At 64.2% G+C, this 19,436-nt stretch carries 12 protein-coding genes; 1 reads left to right on the top strand and 11 read right to left on the bottom strand.

Features of this window, described 5'->3' with window-relative positions; genetic code table 11:
* Positions 1–52: 52 nt before the first annotated feature.
* The 11 genes from addA to AYK65_RS17020 form a co-directional block, all read right to left on the bottom strand.
* On the bottom strand, positions 53–3,619 hold the full coding sequence (gene addA / locus AYK65_RS16970) for a double-strand break repair helicase AddA (RefSeq protein ID WP_081159065.1): 3,567 nt from the start codon (positions 3,617–3,619) through the stop codon (positions 53–55).
* Positions 3,609–6,797, bottom strand: a complete 3,189-nt coding sequence (addB, locus tag AYK65_RS16975; RefSeq protein WP_081159066.1) for a double-strand break repair protein AddB — start codon at positions 6,795–6,797, stop codon at positions 3,609–3,611. The genes addA and addB overlap by 11 nt, the downstream gene beginning before the upstream one ends.
* A gap of 1 nt (position 6,798) precedes the next feature.
* Entirely contained in the window at positions 6,799–7,530 is a 732-nt protein-coding gene (locus tag AYK65_RS16980) for a nucleotidyltransferase family protein (protein ID WP_026615257.1), read from the bottom strand.
* 9 nt (positions 7,531–7,539) lie between these two features.
* Positions 7,540–9,051 (bottom strand): tRNA (adenosine(37)-N6)-threonylcarbamoyltransferase complex ATPase subunit type 1 TsaE, encoded by a 1,512-nt coding sequence (tsaE, locus tag AYK65_RS16985; RefSeq protein WP_081159068.1) that lies wholly within the window; start codon positions 9,049–9,051, stop codon positions 7,540–7,542.
* On the bottom strand, positions 9,052–11,481 hold the full coding sequence (locus AYK65_RS16990; protein ID WP_046120630.1) for a PAS domain-containing sensor histidine kinase: 2,430 nt from the start codon (positions 11,479–11,481) through the stop codon (positions 9,052–9,054).
* Positions 11,482–11,822: 341 nt separating this feature from the next.
* Positions 11,823–13,223 carry an adenosylhomocysteinase gene (gene ahcY / locus AYK65_RS16995; protein WP_081159070.1) on the bottom strand — a complete coding sequence of 467 codons (1,401 nt, stop codon included), beginning with the start codon at positions 13,221–13,223 and terminating at the stop codon, positions 11,823–11,825.
* A 233-nt stretch (positions 13,224–13,456) separates the two neighbouring features.
* A complete protein-coding gene (locus tag AYK65_RS17000; protein ID WP_026615253.1) occupies positions 13,457–13,750 on the bottom strand; it encodes an HPr family phosphocarrier protein in 294 nt (97 codons plus the stop codon).
* Entirely contained in the window at positions 13,747–14,148 is a 402-nt protein-coding gene (locus AYK65_RS17005) for a PTS sugar transporter subunit IIA (protein ID WP_026615252.1), read from the bottom strand. Before AYK65_RS17005 ends, AYK65_RS17000 begins: the two co-directional genes overlap by 4 nt.
* Positions 14,149–14,304: 156 nt before the next feature.
* Positions 14,305–14,763: an HPr kinase/phosphorylase gene (locus AYK65_RS17010; protein WP_026615251.1), complete on the bottom strand. Its 459-nt coding sequence runs from the start codon at positions 14,761–14,763 to the stop codon at positions 14,305–14,307.
* Positions 14,760–16,547 carry a two-component system sensor histidine kinase ChvG gene (gene chvG, locus AYK65_RS17015; RefSeq protein ID WP_026615250.1) on the bottom strand — a complete coding sequence of 596 codons (1,788 nt, stop codon included), beginning with the start codon at positions 16,545–16,547 and terminating at the stop codon, positions 14,760–14,762. The genes AYK65_RS17010 and chvG overlap by 4 nt, the downstream gene beginning before the upstream one ends.
* Positions 16,548–16,762: 215 nt before the next feature.
* The gene (locus tag AYK65_RS17020) at positions 16,763–17,488 is read right to left on the bottom strand and encodes a response regulator transcription factor (protein WP_026615249.1); all 726 of its coding nucleotides are present in this window, start codon (positions 17,486–17,488) and stop codon (positions 16,763–16,765) included.
* A 331-nt stretch (positions 17,489–17,819) separates the two neighbouring features.
* Here AYK65_RS17020 and AYK65_RS17025 point away from each other — a divergent pair, with 331 nt between their 5' ends.
* On the top strand, positions 17,820–19,430 hold the full coding sequence (locus tag AYK65_RS17025; RefSeq protein WP_081159095.1) for a phosphoenolpyruvate carboxykinase: 1,611 nt from the start codon (positions 17,820–17,822) through the stop codon (positions 19,428–19,430).
* Positions 19,431–19,436: the final 6 nt, after the last annotated feature.

Genomic DNA, 19,436 nt, shown 5'->3' on the forward strand with positions numbered 1-19,436 from the left:
TATGTTGTGCCTCATGTGAGGCATCGCCACTGGATTTTCAATATCGTGTATCTCACTTTGTCGCGAGCTCTTCAAGGCTCCTGTCGAGCATCGACTCGGGAAGTGCTCGGATAGCCGGGCCCTCCGTGAAGATCAGCACGCAATGGAAACGTTTGCCGGGGTAAAGAGGTTTCAACAGCTCTCGATAGATCGCAAGCTGCGTCCGGTAGACGGGTGCAATCTCGTCGAGCGTGGAGGGCACCTGGCGATTGGTCTTGTAGTCGGCGATCGTCACGGTGTCGTCGGAGACGGCCAGGCGGTCGATCCGGCCGGAGACGGCGAACTCGCGCCCGCCGAGCCTGAGCGTGCCCATGACGGAGACTTCCGCCCGGCTCTGCTCGCCGAAGAGCCCTTGCAGCTCCGGGTGCTCCAGCACGTCGGCCACCGCGTCGGCCAGTGCCCGGCGCTCCGCCTCCGGCCAGCGCGGCACGGAGCGGCTGAGATACCGCTCCGCCGCGGCATGGCGCTCGGCGCCTTCGATCGACGGGAGAACCTGCAGCATGCGGTGAAGAATCGCACCGCGCAGCATCGAAGATTTCGGCGCAGCCTTCTCCGCGAAGATGGCCGATCCGACGATCGACTCGTTCCCCGGGTCATCAATGGCGATAGTCGTGCCGGAAGGAGCAAGAGGCCGCGGCAGGCGGGGCGACGGCGGCAAAGGAGTGAAAAGCGCTCCCGGCAAGCCGGACGGCGCCTGTCGCGGCTCGGCCCCGGCTTCCTTTGCCGGCAAGTCGCGCGGCACATGCGTCTCCCGCCATATGAGACCCGACCATTCCTCGCCGCCGGCGCTGAAGACCGTCGGCGCCGCACGGCCCTTCAGGTCCTGCGCAAGAGTTCCCTGGACCATGGCGTGCCAGGTATCGACATTTTGCCGCTGGCCGCGATAGCCGCAGACGATCAGGCGGTCGGCCGCGCGCGTCATGCCGACATAGAGAAGGCGGCGGTATTCCTCCTCCGCAAGCTGTTTCAGCCGCTCGTTGTCGGCGGCGATCAGCGAATTCGAGGCGGAACCCGGCGCGCGCCAGACCGGCACAGACAGCACCGAGCGGTCGGGCTGCGGCTTCTCCAGAAAGCGCAGGTCCGGCACCTGCTGGCGGACGAACGCCTCGCCGCCGCCGTCCACCAGGAAGACGACCGGTGCTTCGAGGCCCTTCGCCGCGTGCACTGTCATCACGCGAACCTCGTTGCGCTCCTTGTCCTGTTCGCGTTTCACCGTGGGCGCTTCGATTTCAAGCGTCGAGATGAAGGCCTGGAGGCCGGGCAAGCCGCTCTTCTCGTGATCGAGCGCGAAGGTTAGGAACTCGTCGAGAATGTCGCTGACTTCGCTGCCGAGCCGCGCCAGGAAAGCGCGCCGGCCGCCACGGGCCCCGAGGATCCGGGCATAGAAGTCGTGCGGGAGCAGGTCCCGGGCAAGGACGCGGTAGCCGGCGAGGATCTGCACCATCCGATGAAAGCGGCTCGTCTCCTCGGTGCCGAGGTGCTGCAGCCTCTCCCAGAGGCTTTCGCCTTCCGCTCGCCGCGCGGCGAGCTCGAATATGTCGTCCTCGCCGAGATCGAAGAGCGGGCTTTTCAGGAGCGCGGCGAGGGAGAGATCGTCCTCCGGAAGAAGCAGGAAGCGGCCGAGTGCCAGCAGGTCCTGGACGGCGATATGGCTCGTCAGCACGAGACGGTCGGCACCGGCAACGGGGATATTGCCCCGCCGCTTGAGCGCGCGTGTCAGTGCATTGACGAAGGCATCGCGCTTGCGCACGAGCACGATGACGTCGCCCGGGCGCATCGGTCGCCGCACGCCCTTTTCGATCACAGTTTCTTTGCCGATCCAGTCCTGGAGAACCGCCGCAATGCGCCGGGCAAGGATGTTCACCGGCGCGCGTTCGGGCGTGGCATCGAAGGGAGCCGTCCAGTCCTCGTCCGCCGCCGTCGGCTCGGGCGCGATCACATCCCACACGTCGACGGCGCCGGGATGGCCGATCCGGTTCGAGGCGTGCACGATCGCCTCGTTCCGGGCGCTGAGGCCTTTGGCGTTGCCCGGATTGGCAAAGACCGTGTCTACCGCGGAGAGAACGTCGACGGTCGAACGGAACGAAAGTTGAAGGCGTATGGGGCTGAAATATTTGTTGCCGGCGCGCACCCGCCGCTCGGTCACGATGCTCTCGCGCGAGAAACGCTCCGGCCGCGCGCCCTGGAAGGAATAGATTGACTGCTTCTCGTCGCCGACGGCGAAGATCGTGCGGACGTCCGCCCGCGCCGTTTCGCCGGCGAAAAAATCGGACGAGAGCGCCTGGATGATCGTCCATTGCGCCGGGCTCGTATCCTGCGCTTCGTCGACGAGGATGTGGTCGATGCCCTGGTCGAGCTTGTAGTGGACCCAGGCGCCGACGTCGCTGCGAGAGAGCAGGACAGCGGTGCGGTTGATCAGATCCTCGAAGTCGAGCTGGCTGCGCGCCTTCTTGAGCGCCTCGTAATCGCGGTTCAGCCGCTCGGCAAGAATGAGGGCGGCGCGCGTCGCCTCATACATCCGCACGATGCTGAGGCGATCGGCACAGGCGACCATGTGATCGCGCGCCTGCTCGACGAGGCTTGCGAGATCTGGCGCCTCGCGCCGCATCGCCGCGTTCAGGAAGGTTGATTCGGCTTTCGGCTTTCCGCCGCCGTTGAAGAAGAGCTCCACCAGCCCTCTATAGCGTTCCGCCGCGTCCTCCATGCCGCGGACGTTCCGCAGGCCCTCGGCAAAGGCGGAGGCTTTGGCACCGCCAAGGCGGAAGGCAAGGTCGATATAGTGGTCGAGCGCAGCTCCGTTGAGACCGGCAAGTGGCCAGGCGCTCGTCATAACGGTCTCGGCAGTCTCGCCTAGCTTCAGGCCGAGCGCCGCGCTGAGGTGCCTCTCCAGACCGCCGCGCCCCGAGATCCGATCGAGAAAAGCCTGGATCGGCGCCCGGTTGGCGATGATCGCCGCGAGGAGTTTCTCGAGACCGGTATCGTCGGCAAGGTCGAGGACCGTGGCGAAGGCCTCGCCCAGTTCCCTGTCGCCGGCCGAGGCCGTCGCCGTGAGCAGTGCTCGGCGCGCGTCCGCAAGCAGGACCGCTGCGGCGCGGTCGTCGAGAACGGAAAAATGCCCGGCGACATTGGCCTCCAGTGGAAACTGGTGCAGCAGAGCTTCGCTAAAGGCGTGAATCGTCTGGATCTTCAGCCCGCCCGGCGTTTCCAGCGCTCGCGCGAAGAGCCGCCGCGCCTCATGGATCTTCGCAAGCGGCGGACGCTTCCCCTCGATCGCCTCGATGCGCTTCTCGAGCGCCGCGTCATCGAGCGTCGCCCATTCGGCGAGCCGCTCGAACACCCGGTTCGACATCTCCGAAGCCGCCGCCTTCGTATAGGTGAGGCAGAGGATCGCCGATGGCCGACAGCCGGCAAGCAGCAGCCGGATCACGCGCTGCGTGAGCACATGCGTCTTGCCCGAACCGGCATTGGCGGAAACCCAGGCGGAGCGTGCCGGATCGGAGGCGAGCGCCTGCCGCGCGGTCGTCCAGTCGAGCCACGCCTCCGGTGTCTTCTCCTCCGGGCCGAAGAGATCATTCCTCATCGTCGTCCTCGCCGTCCGCGGTTGCCCATTCGGCGACCCGCGCCAGATGATCGTATTCCCCTCCGTAGTCTCGTTCCTTCTGGACGATCAGGCGCGAGGCGAAGCCGTGCCTGCCGCTCATTAGCGCGGCAAGCAGCTTCTTCAGTTCCGCAAGCGATTCCTCCGCCAGTTGATCGGTGGATTTGGCGTCCCTCGACCGGCTGTTCTCGTTGTTGACCGTGTCGACGGCAAAGCGGCTGCCAGGCTTCAGCCGGACGTAGCGTAGCGAATGCGGCCTGGCGGCCCCGATGGCGCGGAAGGCGCCGGCTTTGAGGGCCGCCGCTTCGAGCGCGAGCTGCGGGTCGAGCAGGGCCCGCGCTTCCTTGGGCGAGGGGCTCGATCCGGTCTTGTAGTCGATGATGTCGACCGCCCCACCCTTGAGCCGGTCGAGACGGTCAGCGATGCCGGTCAGCCGGATGTCGGCAAGCCCGAGCTCCATCGACGCTGGAACCTCCGTGAAGGACTTCCGGATGCCGTGGCGGCGCTCCGCTTCCCAGGCGAGGAAAGCCCTTCCGACGGCCTCGAAGCGCGGCCGCCAGATGGTGTCGATGTGCGCCGGCAGCTTCTCCTCGTCGAAGGCCTCGTGAAGAAGCCGCAGCATCGCCTCCTCACCCTCGCGCGACGCGGGGTCGAACCCGCCCTTGACGAAACGGTCGACGATCCGGTGATAGAGCAGCCCGCGTTCGGCGGCGCCCGGATCGCGATTGAACGGGTCGATGGGCGCGAGCCTGAGGATCCGCCGCGCGTAGATCGCGTAGGGGTCGCGGCGAAGCCGCGTCACCTCGCTGAAGGAATATTTGCGCGGCTGCAACTCGGCCGGCGGTCTCGGCTCCGGCCGATTCGCCAGTGGCTGGCGGTCGCCTTCGTCGAGAATGCGCATCCAATGGAGATAGGCTGCGCCGTTGGCCTTAAGCAGCTCGGTCAGTCTTTCGCCGCCGAGCGCCTGCAGGCGCTGCAGCCATCTTGAAGCGACCGTCGGCGCCGAGCCCTGGCGCATGGAGCGCGAGAAGATCAGCCGCCGCGTGCCGCAGGCCATCTGGAAATCATGCGCGAGCTGGCCGATGCGCCTTTCCGGTGGTTCAAGGCCGATCCCGGATTTCATCGTCCGCGACAGGAACGGATCGTTTGAAGTCTGGCCCGGCCAGGTGCCCTCGTTCATGCCGCCGAGCACGACGAGATCGACGCTTTGCAGGCGCGATTCGAGCGCGCCGAAGATGAAGACGCGGGGATGGCGCATCGATCGCGGCTTGACCGCTTCGCTCGCGGCAAGCGCCTCGACGATGTCGCACCACTGCGGCCCGTCGGCCTCCATCTGGCCTTCGGTCTCGATGATGCCGGTAAGCAGCGTCGCCAATGTTTCGCCGGCTTCCGAAGCCCAAAGGTCGCCGAGGCTGCCGCGTTCGTCGATGGCGACCGCCTCCAGTGCGCGGCCGGTTCGTTCTGCCCAATCGGCCAAGGTCAGCACCAGCGAGCGGTGGCGGCCACCATCCGCGCCGGGTGCGATCGCGCTCGCCAAGGGTTCGACCGCGGATGCGATGCGCCGGGCGAGCGACCGTGCCAGCGCGATATCGTCCTCCTTGATGCCGCCGCGCCATGGCGGCGGATGCCGGTCGGTGCCTTGCTTCTCGAGCGCATTTTCGAGCGTCGCCTCCAATGTCGAGATGTCAGCAACATAGGTACCGCCGCGCAGCGCCACGAGTTCCAGCGTGTCTGCAGCCTGGCGCGCATTCTCCGCCGTCTCGCCGAAGCGAGCGAGCGGATGCTTGAGGAGGGCCACCAGGGGAACCGGGTCGTCGGGCCTGAGCGTCGCTTCGACAAGAAGCCGGGTAAGCGAGCCTGCCGGCGTTGCCGAGAGCGGGACACCGGCCGAGTCGTCGGCCTCAATGCCGAAGCGGGCAAGCTCGGCGCCGACCCGGCGTGCAAGACCGCGATCTGGTGTAATGAGCGCCGCTTGGCTCTCTTCGTCGCCTTCGAGCGCCAGTCTCAGCGCGATGGCGATTGCCGTCGCCTCCTCGCGTTCGTTCGCCGCCTCGATCAGGGCCACCTCGGCGAAAGCTGAAAGAAGCTTTTCCTCCTTCAACTCCGTACGGGTCTCAGTCCAACTGTCCGTCGCTTTCGCCGGCAGAAGCGCGCGCGACAGGACGGTGCTGCGATAGTCAAGGGCGCCGTCGCCCGAGCCCAGCACCGGCACGTCGTCACGCTCGATGCCCATGCGCTTCAGGAGGCGGTGGAAACCATACTGAGGATGGGTGCGGCTGGCCGGGTCTCTCGCAAAGAGACCGGAAATCGGGCCCGCCGCCTCGCCCGCAATCAGCTCCCATTCCGCATCGCTCATGTCCTTGTCGAGGCCGGGGAGCACGATGGTGCCGTTCGGCAATGCCTTCACCGCGGCAATGAGCGCAGCGGTCGCCGGAATCGAACCGGTCGAGCCGGCGATGATGATCGGACCGGTCATCTTGCCGGCGGCGATGCGCTGGGTTTCGGCCTTGAGCACGGCATTGCGGTGGCGGGCCGGCGACGAGTGTTTGAGTTCGTTGAGCCGCTCCGGCCAATAGGTTCGGGCGATCTTGAGGAAGGCGAGCGTCAATTGCCACCAGAGTGCATGTTCGCCGCCGTCGAGCCCGTCGAGCTGATCCCAGGCAAGCTCTTCGGTCTCGATGGCGTCGATCAGTTCGGCGAGATTGCGCGCGAGCCAGATGGCGTCGGCGGGGCTTGCCGGGGCGATCAGCGGGCTTTCGGCATGGATGTCGAGGACCACCTGCGGCAGGTGGTTGCGCCAGGCGAGAATGAGACGGCCGAGCTCGATCAGCCGCGCGGTGCCGGAAAGCGGCGGCGCAAGATCGAGGATCGCCGGCACTTCTGTCTCGAAGAAGCCGCTGTCGTCGTCGGTTTCGCCGAGCGCGCGGATCACCGGCAGGATCGCAGAGCGGCCGCCGAGCAGGTCGACGAATTCGGAGCGCAGAACGCGCGCCGCGCGGCGGGTCGGCACGAAGATCGTTACCCCGGCAAGGGCGAGCGGATCGGCCGGGTCGTAGCGGAAGTCCGGCGTGAGGGCGCCGCTCAAGAGCGCTTCCGTGAGCGTCCTCAAGAAGGGCAGGCCGGCGGGAATGGTGAAGACGTTCGAGCTTCCTCCGGGCACGTCATCCTCCCGGGCGAAAACGCCGGATTGTCGCCTCGGCCTCCGCGATCGCTTCAGGCGTGCCGACCGTCATCCAATGGCCGTCGAGCATCAGGCCGAAAAGGCGCCCCTTGGCGATCGCCCGGTCGAAATAGATGTTGAGGTTGAATGCGTCGTCGGGCGCATCGGCGAAGAGCCGCGAGTCCATAGCGATCGCGCCGGCATAGACGACGGGATTTTCCATGCCCTCTTGATAACGCGTCAAAATCCCGTCGGCCGAGAGGGAAAAATCTCTCTTGCCGTTGTGTCCAGTCGTGTCCTCCAGACGCACGCAGAGCAGCGCCATGTCCATGCGCTCGGAATCGAAATAGCTGGCGAGCCTCTGCAGGTTGCTCGGTTCTCCGGCCTTCTCGCCGACCCAGAAGAGATCGGCATTCATGACGAGGACCGGCCCATCATCGAGCAATTTCAACCCCTTGGCGAGCCCGCCGCCGGAATTCATCAGCGCCTCCCGCTCGTCGGAAATAACGATATGCGGCGCCTCCCGACGGCCGAGGTGCTCCTCCATCTGATCGGCGAAATGGTGGACGTTCACGGCGGCCTTGGTGACGCCCGCGGCGGCGAGTAGGTCCAGCACGTAGTCGATCATCGGCTTGCCGGCGATGCTGACGAGCGGCTTCGGCAGCGTGTTGGTGATCGGCCTGAGGCGCGTGCCCAATCCGGCCGCGAGCACCATGGCATTAGTAATGGGCATGATTTCCTGTCAGTTGGCTGATTCGGGAGCCAGGATTCCAGCCTTAATGCACCATTCGCGCAAGGGTGTCAGCACCTCGTGGGAAAGTGCACGCTCGAGATAGGCGAAGGTGCGCGGCATATGCTTCATATAGCCGGGCTTGCCGTCGCGCTGCATCAGTCGCACCCAGATACCGGCAAGCTTGCAGTTGCGCTGCGCGGCCATCAAATGCCAATCGCGCAAGAAAGCGGCCTCGTCGAAGGCGCCGGAAGCCCTGCGCTCGGCGATATAGGCATCCATCATGCGGTCGGCCAGATCACGGTCGATCGTTACGCGCGCGTCCTGCACGAGCGCGGCGACATCATAGGCCGTAGGTCCGATCATCGCGTCCTGGAAATCGATGATGCCGATGCGCTCGAGGCCGGTGCGGCTGGCACGCCAGAGGATGTTGGGCGAGTGAAAGTCGCGCAGCAGCAGGTTTCTCTCAGCCGAGGCGAGAACGTCGATGAGATGATCCCAAACGGCGAAGTAGTCTTTCCGCTCCGCCTCGGAGGCCGGGGCGCCGCGCTTCCACGGCAGGTACCAGTCGATCAACAGACTCGTTTCAATCTTGATCGCCGTGCGATCGAAGTCGGGAATGCGATGGACCACGCCCGCCGCAATGGCAATATCGCGCTCGGCTGGCGCCGCATGGAGGCGGGCGAGCAGCCGCGCGCCCTCGATGTAGCGCTCGGGGACGGGTCGGCCGTCGGCATCGATGATGCCCTCCGAGCCCAGATCTTCGATCAGCAGCAGCCCCTGGTCCAGGTCGCGCGCGTAGATCGCCGGCGCCGCGAAGCCGCGTTTGCGCAAGAATTTTGAGATCGCGACGAAGGGAATGACGTCTTCGGCGATATGGGCGAGCTGCTGGTAGTATTTGCCGTCCTGCAGGATCGGGCCGGGCTTGTGCTTGGGCGCGTCCATCAGAATCTTCGTCGGCTCACCGTCGTGCGTTTGGATACGCTCATAGGCCCGCACGGAAGCATCGCCGCTCAAGTGCCGCCGGCGGGCGCCGGCGTGACCGGCTTCCGTCAGGAAGCTCCGGATGGCAAGCGAACGGGTGATCCGGTTGAAGGCGGCCTCGGGGGCGGCGATTCGCAAGCGCCGTCCTTCGCCTTCATGCGAGAAGGTGAGGGTGATCCGGTCGGCCGGCAGCACCTCTTCCGCCTTCTCGGGCCACTCGACCAGACAGATGCCTTCGGAAAGCGCCTCGTCGAAACCGAGCTCGTCCAATTCGGAAGCTTCGGCGAGGCGATAGAGGTCGAGATGGGCGACCGGAATTCTGAGGTCGTAGCTTTGCACCAGCGTGAAGGTGGGGCTCGGCACTTCGAGCGTCTCGTCGTCGGCCATCGCCCGGATGAAGGCCCGCGCGAAGGTCGATTTCCCGGCCCCGAGATCGCCCGAGAGGGCGACGCAGTCGCCGGCCTTCAGTGCTAGCGCCAGGTCTTCGCCGAGCTCGATGGTGGCGGCTTCGTCCTTCAGCAGAAGTTCCAGAGACTTCATCTATTCCGCCGCGATAATCTTCGGCATTTCGGCGGAGGGGATGCGGCAGGTGACCTCCGTGCCTTCACCCTCCTTGCTGCGGATCGAGACCGCGCCGCGGTGCAGGCTGACGAAGCTCTCGACGATTGAAAGCCCGAGACCGGCGCCGCCGCGCTGGCCGTAGCTCTCGAAGCGGTTGAAAACGGTGTTGAGCACGTCCTGCGGAATCCCCGGGCCGGTGTCGGTGACGGAGAAGAGAAAGTCGCTGCCTTCCCGCGAGCATTTCAGGTCGATCATGCTGCCGTCGGGCGCGAAATTGGCGGCATTGGTCAGAAGCTTGATGAAGATCTGCTTCAGTCGCTGCTGGTCGGCAATGATGCGGCCGAGACTGTCGGGGGCGTCGACGCGGAGCGAAACGCCGCTCTCGGCGAGGCGATCGGCCATCTGCTGCGCCACGTCGTCGAGCAGGTCAACGAGGTTCACCTCCGACATGTCGAGCTCGACAATGCCGGCGTCGACCGTCGCGAGATCTAGGATGTCGTTGACGATCGTCAAAAGCAGCGATGAGGAAGTGGCGATGTGATCGACATATTCCGCCTGGCGCTCGTTGAGTTCGCCAAAGGCTGGCGTCTTTAAAAGATCGGCAAAGCCGATGATGTTCGTCAGCGGCGAGCGAAGTTCGTAGGAAACGTGGTGGACGAAATCGTTCTTCAGCGCGTCGGCCTTGCGCAGCGCCTCGTTCTTCTCTGTCAGCGCCCGCTCGACGCGCACGCTGTCGGTGATGTTGACGAAGGTGAGCATCGTCTGGGCATTGGGCAGCGGGATCACGGCATAGTCGAGGATCAGTCCGGTGCGCAGTTCGAGGATGCCGCGACTCGACGGCCTCTCGTCGTCGAAACTGGTGATGATATGGGCGAAGCGCTTCCAGCCGTCCGGCTGGTCGTAGGAGGCGAGGCAGGCCTGCTCGATCGCGCGGATATGGGTGCCGGGCTGCGCCTCCGCCTCGCTGATGCCCCAGATCGCGCGGAAGGCGGGGTTCGACAGCCGAATGCGGCCGTCCGGCCCGAAGACGGCGACGCCTTCGGCAAGATGGTCGATCGTTTCGCCCTGGACCTGGACGAGCGTGTTGTAGCGCGTTTCGAGGTCCACCTTCTCCGTCAGGTTCTCGAAGACCCAGGTCGCGCCGCCCTGGGGCCGCGCGGTGGCGAAGACGCGCAGCGTCTGGCCGTTCGGCAGGTGCCAGAGGTCGGATTGCGTGTCGAGCGCCTGATAGACCGAAAGCGCGTTCGCTTTCCATTGCTTCCAGTTGAGCTGCTCCGGCAGCTTGCCGCCGGCGCGCAGGCGATCGAGAATCTCACCATTGTCGGGCTTGCGCTCGAGGAAACCCATATCGAGACCCCAGAGGCGCTGGAAGGCCTGATTATAGAATTGCAGGCGCTGATTGCCGTCGAAGATGGCGACCGGCGTCGCGAGGTGCTCAAGCGTTTCGGCGTTGCTCTTGAGCGTCCGCGCCAGTTCCTCGCGTACGGCCTCGATACCGGAAACGTCAATGGCGATCCCCGCCGAACCGGCCGGGCCGCGGGCGTCGACGACCTCGAAGAAGGTCCGGTTGCCTTTGACCACGGTCGACACCTTGTCGCGGAATGGCGTGTCGAAGGTCGAGACCGCACGGATCTTCTCGCGCGCGGCGGTTGCGAGCAGCTCGCGGCCTTCGGCGACGGCCGCGTGGGCGCTCGGCGTTTCGACCGCTTCGGCGTAAGCCGCATTGACCCATTCGAGCTTGCCGTCGGTGCCGCGCTGCCAGGCGGGAAGATCGACCGCGTCGAAGAGATTGCGGAAGGTGGCGAGCGAGGTATGCAGCCGGTCGCGCTCGAGCTTCAGTTCGGCGAGTTCCGCCCTTAGATTGTTGAGCGCGATGAAGCGCACGAAAGCCCGCCCGCCGGAAACGCGCCCTTGCGCCTCCAGAACTTCGTTGCGCTGCGTTTCGAGCACCAGATCGAAGCTTTGCGCCTGGGCACGCAGGGCCTCGATCGCTTTCTCGAGCTGACTTGCCGAATGCGGCTTGATCCAGCGTCCGAAGGCGAGAAAGTCGCGGTCGTCCTGCGGCGCCCCGGTTTCAACCGGAAGCTGACCGAGGAACTCGGGGCGTTCGGCGAGCCCGTCCCAGATAACGATGCGTCTGTCCTTGTCGGCGATAAGCGCCTGGAAGCGGGAAATACGCTGGTTCGCGTCGGAGAGATCGGAGCGCAGCTCGCGGTTTTCCGCTTCGATATTGCCGCGTTGCCGGATGAGCCAGATCGCCGAAATCATCGCCGCGGAAATGACGCCGATCAGCACCGAGAAGGTCACGACCTCGGAGGTGCCGAATATGGTTCTGGCGACCGGAGCGGACGCCTGGGCGGCCGCGTCGGTGGCCGCGAGCAGGACCGTTCCGGCGAGAAGCCGCCGCATCAACGCGGGCGCCTTCTGCTCGCTCGAAATCGTGGATCGTTCTGGTTTCACGGCGTCATCCCCGTTCGTCCGGAAATCGCCCCTGACCGCGCGCCGCCTTGCGCTGAAGCCCTCTTAGAGGGCTCCGTCAGTCCCCATCGCATTCCCGGTCCGTCTCCGTCTCTTTGCCGCACATCCGACAAGACATCCCCGTTCGCCACGCCGGCTGCTCCAGCGTCACGAATCAATGACTTAAGCATACTTGTTTGAAGAATCGGCGGAAAGTGTGCGGTCCAAAAAAGAGGCCGCGATCTCTTGTCAAGATCGCGGCCACAAGATGTTGTGGATTGGCCGGGTAAGGATTAGTACCTGTAGTGTTCCGCCTTGAACGGGCCCTGCGGCTTCACGCCGATATAGGCTGCCTGTTCCTCCGACAGCTCGGTCAGCTTGGCGCCGAGCTTGGCAAGATGCAGGCGTGCCACCTTTTCATCGAGCTGCTTCGGCAGCACGTAGACCTCTTTCTTGTAGTTCGCGCCCTTGGTGAAGAGTTCGATCTGCGCCAGGACCTGGTTGGAGAAGGAGGCCGACATCACGAAGGACGGATGGCCGGTGGCGTTGCCGAGGTTGAGCAGGCGCCCTTCGGACAGGAGAATGATGCGGTTGCCCTTCGGGAACTCGACGAGGTCGACTTGCGGCTTCACGTTGGTCCACTTCAGGTTCCGGAGCGCCGAGACCTGAATCTCGTTGTCGAAGTGGCCGATATTGCCGACGATCGCCATGTCCTTCATCTCGCGCATGTGCTCGATGCGGATCACGTCCTTGTTGCCGGTCGTGGTGATGAAGATGTCGGCGGTCGAGACGACGTCTTCGAGCTGGACCACTTCATAGCCGTCCATGGCGGCCTGCAGGGCGCAGATCGGGTCGACCTCGGTGATCTTCACGCGTGCGCCGGCGCCGCTGAGCGAGGCGGCGGAACCCTTGCCCACGTCGCCATAGCCGCAGACCACGGCTACCTTGCCGGCCATCATCACGTCGGTGCCGCGGCGGATGCCGTCGACGAGCGATTCCTTGCAGCCGTACTTGTTGTCGAACTTCGACTTGGTGACGCTGTCGTTGACGTTGATCGCCGGGAAGGGCAGGAGGCCCTTGGCCTGGAGCTGATAGAGACGGTTGACGCCGGTAGTCGTCTCTTCTGTCACGCCCTTGATGGCGTCACGCTGCTTGGTGAACCAGCCCGGCGTTGCGGCAAGGCGCTTCTTGATCTGCGCGAAGAGGATTTCCTCCTCTTCCGAACCGGGATTCGAGAGCACGTTCTCGCCGGCTTCGGCGCGCGCGCCGAGCAGGATGTACATGGTCGCGTCGCCGCCGTCGTCGAGGATCATGTTCGACAGGCCGCCGTCGGCCCACTGGAAGATCTTGTCGGTGTAGGACCAGTATTCCTCGAGTGTCTCGCCCTTGACGGCGAAGACCGGAATGCCCCGTGCGGCGATGGCGGCAGCGGCGTGATCCTGGGTGGAGAAGATGTTGCACGAGGCCCAGCGGACTTCGGCGCCGAGCGCGACCAGCGTCTCAATCAGCACGGCGGTCTGGATCGTCATGTGCAGCGAACCGGTGATGCGGGCGCCCTTCAGCGGCTGCGATGCGCCGAACTCCTGACGGCAGGCCATCAGGCCCGGCATTTCCGTTTCGGCGATGGCGATTTCCTTGCGGCCGAAATCGGCAAGCCCGATATCGGCGACAATATAGTCCTGAGTTGCGGTCATGGAGTTCTCCAGGCTGATCCTTTGGGCCGCCGGCCCTATGGCGATTGGCGGCGTGACATGCCTCCCGCGCTTCGAGATCACGGGGAGAGTGCGTTCGGTCTATCAGGAATCGCCGAGGAGGGCAACCATCATATAAAGAGGTCTTTATATGTTTATATCAGTCGCCCGCAGGCGAAGGGATATGATGGGTCGCCCCGCGTCTCCGCATGCGGGGAGAGAGCCAAAGGGGGAATTCAAATCTCTTCGCCGAATTTGTCTCGCACCAGCGCGTCGAGCGCGTTGAGGGCCTCTTCCGCCTGGGCTCCGCTGGCGGTGACGAAGACGGTGCAGCCGGTGCTGGCAGCCAGCATCATCAGCCCCATGATCGACGTGCCGCCGACCGTCATACCATCTTTGGACACGGTGATCTCGGCATCATAGGCCTCGACCGTCTGCACGAATTTCGCGGAGGCCCGCGCATGCAGGCCGCGCTTGTTGATGATGAGCAACTCGCGCGTCAGCACCGTGTCCGGGCGGTGATCCATCATTTTCCACTCAGAACGCGGCTGGCGACATTGATGTATTTGCGTCCCGCCTCGGAGGCCTCGACAAGCGCCTTGTCCATATCGCTCTCGCCGCGCACCCCCGCGAGCTTGATCAGCATCGGTAGGTTGACGCCGGCGACCACTTCGACGCTGCCGCCGCGCATGACGGAAATGGCGAGATTGGAGGGTGTACCGCCGAACATATCCGTCAGGATGATGACGCCATTGCCCTCGTTGGCTTTCTCCACGGCGTCGAGAATATCCTGACGCCGCTGATCCATGTCGTCCTCGGGGCCGATACAGACGGTCTCGATGAATTTCTGCGGACCGACAACGTGCTCTAATGCATGCCGAAACTCATCCGCCAGCTTGCCATGCGTGACAAGCACAAGTCCGATCATGGGTATCTTTGCTCCAACTGCATATGCAACTCGGTGATGGTCAGATATCGCACTGCAGCAATTTCGTCCACCTATTGGGGCGGCCATCTTGGCAAGGAAAAGGCGAAGTGCAAGCCCAAAATGCCGAAAAAGCAGCCTTCCTGCCTCGGAATAAGGCTAAAGTCCTAATTTTTCAGGCAATAGAGCGACGAGAGCATCGACCGGCGACAGTGGCCCTTCAACGGGAAGACGCAACAGCGGCAGGCTTCGCCCGATCTGAAGCGGCAGTTCCTCCTGCTCCGGCGGCAGGCGGGGATCGAAAGGGGGCCTTGATGGCATGATCGCCCCTTCGAGCACGCAGGCCGAGATGGTTTCAACCTCCGCGATGCCGCTGCCCCGAACCTCGATCAGACCGCGAATGGCGGCGGGGCAGCGCGCGACGATGCGGTCGTTTTCCAGCGAAAGATCCACCCGATCGTCGGCGACGAGTGCTGCGAAGCGGCCGCGACGCCGCACCTCGTAAATGCAGGCAAGCGCCAGTGCCGACTTGCCCGAGCCGGAAGGCCCGGTGATGAGGAAGCCGGTGGTGCCGAGAACCATGGCCGTTGCGTGGATGTTGCAACTCGTAGCGCTCACGGATGCGGCTCGGCGGGCAGCGAGAGAATGAAGCGCGCGCCGGTCACGTCGCCGCCCTTGCCGACGATATTCTCGGCTTTGAGCGTTCCGCCATGCGCCTCGGCGATCTGACGCGAGATCGAAAGCCCGAGGCCGGAGTTCTGGCCGAAATCCTCGCCCTCCGGTCGGTCCGTGTAGAACCGTTCGAAGATCCGGTCGATGTCTTCCGCCTGGATGCCCGGGCCGTTGTCTTCCACATAGACGAGGCAGCGCGAGCGCGAGCGGGTCAGCCGGATGATGATGCGGCCGTTCGGCTCCGGAACGAAGGAGCGCGCGTTCTCGATCAGGTTGGTGATGATCTGGCCGATGCGCAGTTCATAGCCGCTAACGATGAAGCTCGCCCTCGGATTGTCCTTGCGATCGACGACGAAGTCGAGCAGCACCTGTTTCTTTTTGCCGCGGATCTGACGGGAAATATCGATGAGGTCGCCGAGAAGCTTTTCGAGGTCGACCTTCTTCGCGTCGCTGCGGGCAAGCTCGGCATCGAGACGCGAGGCGTCGGAAATGTCGCTGATCAGCCGGTCGAGGCGCCGGACGTCATGCTGGATGACGTCGAGCAGCCGCTTCTTCGATTCCTCCGTGCGCGCCAGCGGCAGCGTTTCGACGGCGCTCCGGAGCGACGTGAGCGGGTTCTTGAGCTCATGGCTGACGTCGGCAGCGAAGTTCTCGATCGCCGCAATGCGGTCGTAGAGCGCTGTCGTCATCTCCCGGAGCGCCACCGAGAGGTTGCCGATCTCATCCTGCCGGGAGGAGAAGTCGGGGATTTCCTCGCGTTCCTTCGCGCCGCCGCGGCGCACGCGGATGGCGGCGGCCGATAGCCGCCTGAGCGGATTGGCGATCGTGGACGAAAGAAGCAGCGACAGGATGACATTGACGAGCGCCGCCACACCGAAGACGCGGATGATCGCCAGCCGCTCGGCATGAACGATCTTGTCGATGTCGCCCGCTTGCGTCGACAGAAGCAGCACGCCGAGCACGGCTCGGAAACGCTGCACCGGCACCGCCACCGAAACAATGAGCTCGCCCTTCTCGGTGACGCGGACGACGGCGCCGCGCACGCCGGTGAGCGCGTTCATCACCTCGGGGTAGATCGAGCCGTTGCCGCCCGGCGGCTCCTTGTAGAGCGGCAGGTCGCCCGGCTGTAAGAGCCGGTTGAACCAGGTGCTGATCCGCTCCGTGACGCTCGGAGTTTCCGGATCGACCGGCGGCAGGTCGAAACGAAGCACTTGGCCGCCGCTGTAGAGGTGGCGCGAGTCGAGGAGCAGGTCGGCATCGGCATCGAACAGGCGGGCGCGTGTGCGCGTCGGCGAGATCAGCCTTCTGAGAACAGGGGCGACACGTTCCTGGATGATTGGAAATTCGAGGTCCTCGTCGCTTGGCAGCGGCGTGATGCTCTCGCCGGCCTGCAGCTCCAGCAGCTTTTCCGGATCGATGGTGATCGAGTTGGTATCGACCGACGCGGAGGCGGAAATGGCGCCGGCGATGATCTCGCCCTGTGTCAGCAGGCTTTCGACGCGGGCGTCGATGAGGCCCTCGCGGAACTGGTTCAGATACATGATCCCGCCGACGAGAACGACGAGCGCCACGAGGTTGAAGAAGACGATGCGCCGCGTAAGGCTCGAGAAGACGGCGTTGCCGAACAGGCGTCGGATCAGCGTAAACGGATGCGCCCATCGGCGCTGCCCGCGCGACGCTGCGCTCCGTCCGTCAGAATCTTCGATCTCGCCCTGCAAGACTGCTACCAAGTCTTCCGCTCCCGCGACGGACTTCCGTCGCTTTGCCTTCCTTGCACCGGCGTTCCGGCCGGCGCGCCTCCCGCCACCGCCCTGCGCACGACTGGCCGAGGTCCGGGGCGGAATGGGACAAAGCGGACCGCAGCCACTTCCATCGCCGTCTGCGATCTGCCGTGGCTGCGGTTCTCAATGAGCCACAATCGGCGCGAAGGCAAGCCCGCGGCCGTTCAGGCCGTTTCGCGGAAGCGGTAACCGACTCCGTAGAGGGTTTCGATCATATCGAAGTCGCCATCGACCATCTTGAACTTCTTGCGAAGCCGCTTGATGTGGCTGTCGATCGTCCGGTCGTCGACATAGACCTGCTCGTCATAGGCGGCATCCATCAGCGCGTCGCGGCTCTTCACGACACCGGGGCGCTGCGCCAGCGAATGGAGGATCAGGAATTCCGTGACCGTCAGCGTCACCGGTTCGTTCTTCCAGGTGCAGGTGTGGCGTTCCTGGTCCATGACGAGTTGACCGCGCTCCAGCGAGCGGGACGGCGCCTCGCCGTTTTTGGCCGCGCCGCCGGCAGCGGCAGCGGCGGCGTCGCGAGTCGGCGCCCGCCGCAGGATCGCCTTCACCCGCTCGACCAGCAGACGCTGCGAGAAGGGTTTGGTGATGAAATCGTCAGCCCCCATCTTCAGGCCGAAGAGCTCGTCGATCTCCTCGTCCTTGGAGGTGAGGAAGATCACCGGCAGGTCAGACTTCTGTCTCAGCCTACGCAGCAGTTCCATGCCGTCCATGCGTGGCATTTTGATATCGAAGATTGCCAGATGCGGTGGGCGCGCCAAGAGGCCCTCGAGTGCGGAAGCACCATCGGTATAGGTTTCGACCTTGTAGCCCTCGGCTTCGAGGGCGATCGACACCGATGTCAGGATGTTGCGGTCGTCATCGACAAGCGCGATGGTCTGCATCGTAGTTCAACTCCGTCTTTGGGGTCCGGCGCCGGAATCCACCTTTGAGAACGGCGGCAGCGCGAGTCACGGATGCGTTACTTGAGTATAAAGGTGGAACAAATTGTGGCGAAGTACAAAAGCACCTGATCCCGTCCCCCGGAAATCCTGTGAAAAATAGCTTTCCGCGCCCCGTGATTCAACCGATTAAAAAATGCATATTTTTCTTTAAATCGATTAATGTACTGATATCATTATTGTTTTAGAAAGCCATATCTTGTCTTGCGCTGACCTTGCCGGTATGTTCCGACGAAATTCAACGCCAATGGCCAAACACGAAGGAAGCTTGACCATGGATGAGCTTGGCAGCCGCAACCCCTCGAACGGACTGGAAACGATCGGATTCTCGGACCTCTCGGTCGTTCGCTATAACTTCGAGGCGGGGCAGCTTTACGAGGAGGCCCTTCGCCGCGGCGAAGCTCAGTTGACAGCCCATGGAGCCCTCAGCGCTCGTACGGGCCAGCACACCGGCCGGTCCCCCAAGGACAAGTATGTCGTGCGCGACGCCGCGACGGCCGATCAGATCTGGTGGGACAACAACAATCACATCTCTCCGGACAACTTCGAGCGCCTTCGCCAGGACATGCTGGCGCACGCCAAGGGCATGTCGCTCTATGTCCAAGACCTGATCGGCGGCGCCGATCCGGAAAACGCCCTGCCGACGCGCGTCGTCACCGAATTGGCCTGGCATTCGCTCTTCATCCGCAACCTCCTGATCCGCCCGGAGCGTGAGGCGCTGGCGACTTTCCAGCCGAAGCTGACGATCATCGACCTGCCGAGTTTCAAGGCCGATCCGGCGCGCCACGGCTGCCGCAGTGAGACGATCATCGCCTGCGACCTGACGAACGGTCTCGTGCTGATCGCCGGCACCTCCTATGCCGGCGAGATGAAGAAGTCGGTTTTCACGGTGCTCAACTACCTACTGCCGAAGAAGTCGGTCATGCCGATGCACTGCTCGGCGAATGTCGGGCCCGCCGGCGACACCGCAGTCTTCTTCGGCCTCTCCGGTACCGGCAAGACGACGCTTTCGGCCGACCCGAACCGCACGCTGATTGGCGATGACGAGCACGGTTGGGGCGAAAAGGGCGTCTTCAACTTCGAAGGCGGCTGCTATGCCAAGGCCATCCGCCTGTCGGAAACGGCCGAGCCGGAGATCTACTCGACGACGCGGCGCTTCGGCACGGTCATGGAAAACGTCGTTCTGGACGAGCGGCGCGTTCCCGATTTCGACGACGGCTCGCTCACGGAAAACACCCGCATCGCCTATCCGCTCGATTTCATTCCGAATGCCAGTGAGACCGGCACGGCGCCGCAGCCGCGCACCATCATCATGCTGACGGCCGATGCCTTCGGCGTGATGCCGCCGATCGCCAAGCTGACGCCCGAACAGGCGATGTATCACTTCCTCTCCGGCTACACCGCCAAGGTCGCCGGCACGGAAAAGGGGGTGACGGAACCGGAAGCGACCTTCTCGACCTGCTTCGGCGCTCCCTTCATGCCGCGCCACCCGTCGGTCTACGGCAACCTGCTCAAGGAGCTCATCGCCAGGAACGGCGTCACCTGCTGGCTGGTCAACACCGGCTGGACCGGCGGTGCCTATGGCACCGGAAGCCGCATGCCGATCAAGGTGACGCGCGCCCTGCTTTCGGCGGCCCTCGACGGCTCGCTGAACGGTGCTTCCTTCCGTACGGATGCGCATTTCGGCTTCACGGTGCCGGTATCGGTTCCGGGGGTCGACGACCGCATTCTCGACCCGCGTTCGACTTGGGGCGACGGCGCTGCCTATGACGTCCAGGCGCGCCGCCTGGTCGACATGTTCATCGCCAACTTCGCCAAATTTGAAAGCCATGTCGACGGCAGCGTGCGCGACGCCGCTCCGGGCGCCAAGGTCGCCGCCGAATAATCGCGA

The sequence above is a fragment of the Ensifer aridi genome (assembly GCF_002078505.1).
Lineage (GTDB): Bacteria > Pseudomonadota > Alphaproteobacteria > Rhizobiales > Rhizobiaceae > Sinorhizobium > Sinorhizobium aridi.

What these genes read in the sequence shown, in the direction of transcription:
- AYK65_RS17025 (WP_081159095.1), top strand. Translation starts at nt 17,820, where the DNA reads ATGGATGAGCTTGGCAGCCGCAACCCCTCGAACGGACTGGAAACGATC.
- addA (WP_081159065.1), bottom strand. Translation starts at nt 3,619, where the DNA reads ATGAGGAATGATCTCTTCGGCCCGGAGGAGAAGACACCGGAGGCGTGG.
- ahcY (WP_081159070.1), bottom strand. Translation starts at nt 13,223, where the DNA reads ATGACCGCAACTCAGGACTATATTGTCGCCGATATCGGGCTTGCCGAT.
- AYK65_RS17020 (WP_026615249.1), bottom strand. Translation starts at nt 17,488, where the DNA reads ATGCAGACCATCGCGCTTGTCGATGACGACCGCAACATCCTGACATCG.
- AYK65_RS16980 (WP_026615257.1), bottom strand. Translation starts at nt 7,530, where the DNA reads ATGCCCATTACTAATGCCATGGTGCTCGCGGCCGGATTGGGCACGCGC.
- AYK65_RS17000 (WP_026615253.1), bottom strand. Translation starts at nt 13,750, where the DNA reads ATGATGGATCACCGCCCGGACACGGTGCTGACGCGCGAGTTGCTCATC.
- AYK65_RS16990 (WP_046120630.1), bottom strand. Translation starts at nt 11,481, where the DNA reads ATGCGGCGGCTTCTCGCCGGAACGGTCCTGCTCGCGGCCACCGACGCG.
- AYK65_RS17005 (WP_026615252.1), bottom strand. Translation starts at nt 14,148, where the DNA reads ATGATCGGACTTGTGCTTGTCACGCATGGCAAGCTGGCGGATGAGTTT.
- tsaE (WP_081159068.1), bottom strand. Translation starts at nt 9,051, where the DNA reads ATGAAGTCTCTGGAACTTCTGCTGAAGGACGAAGCCGCCACCATCGAG.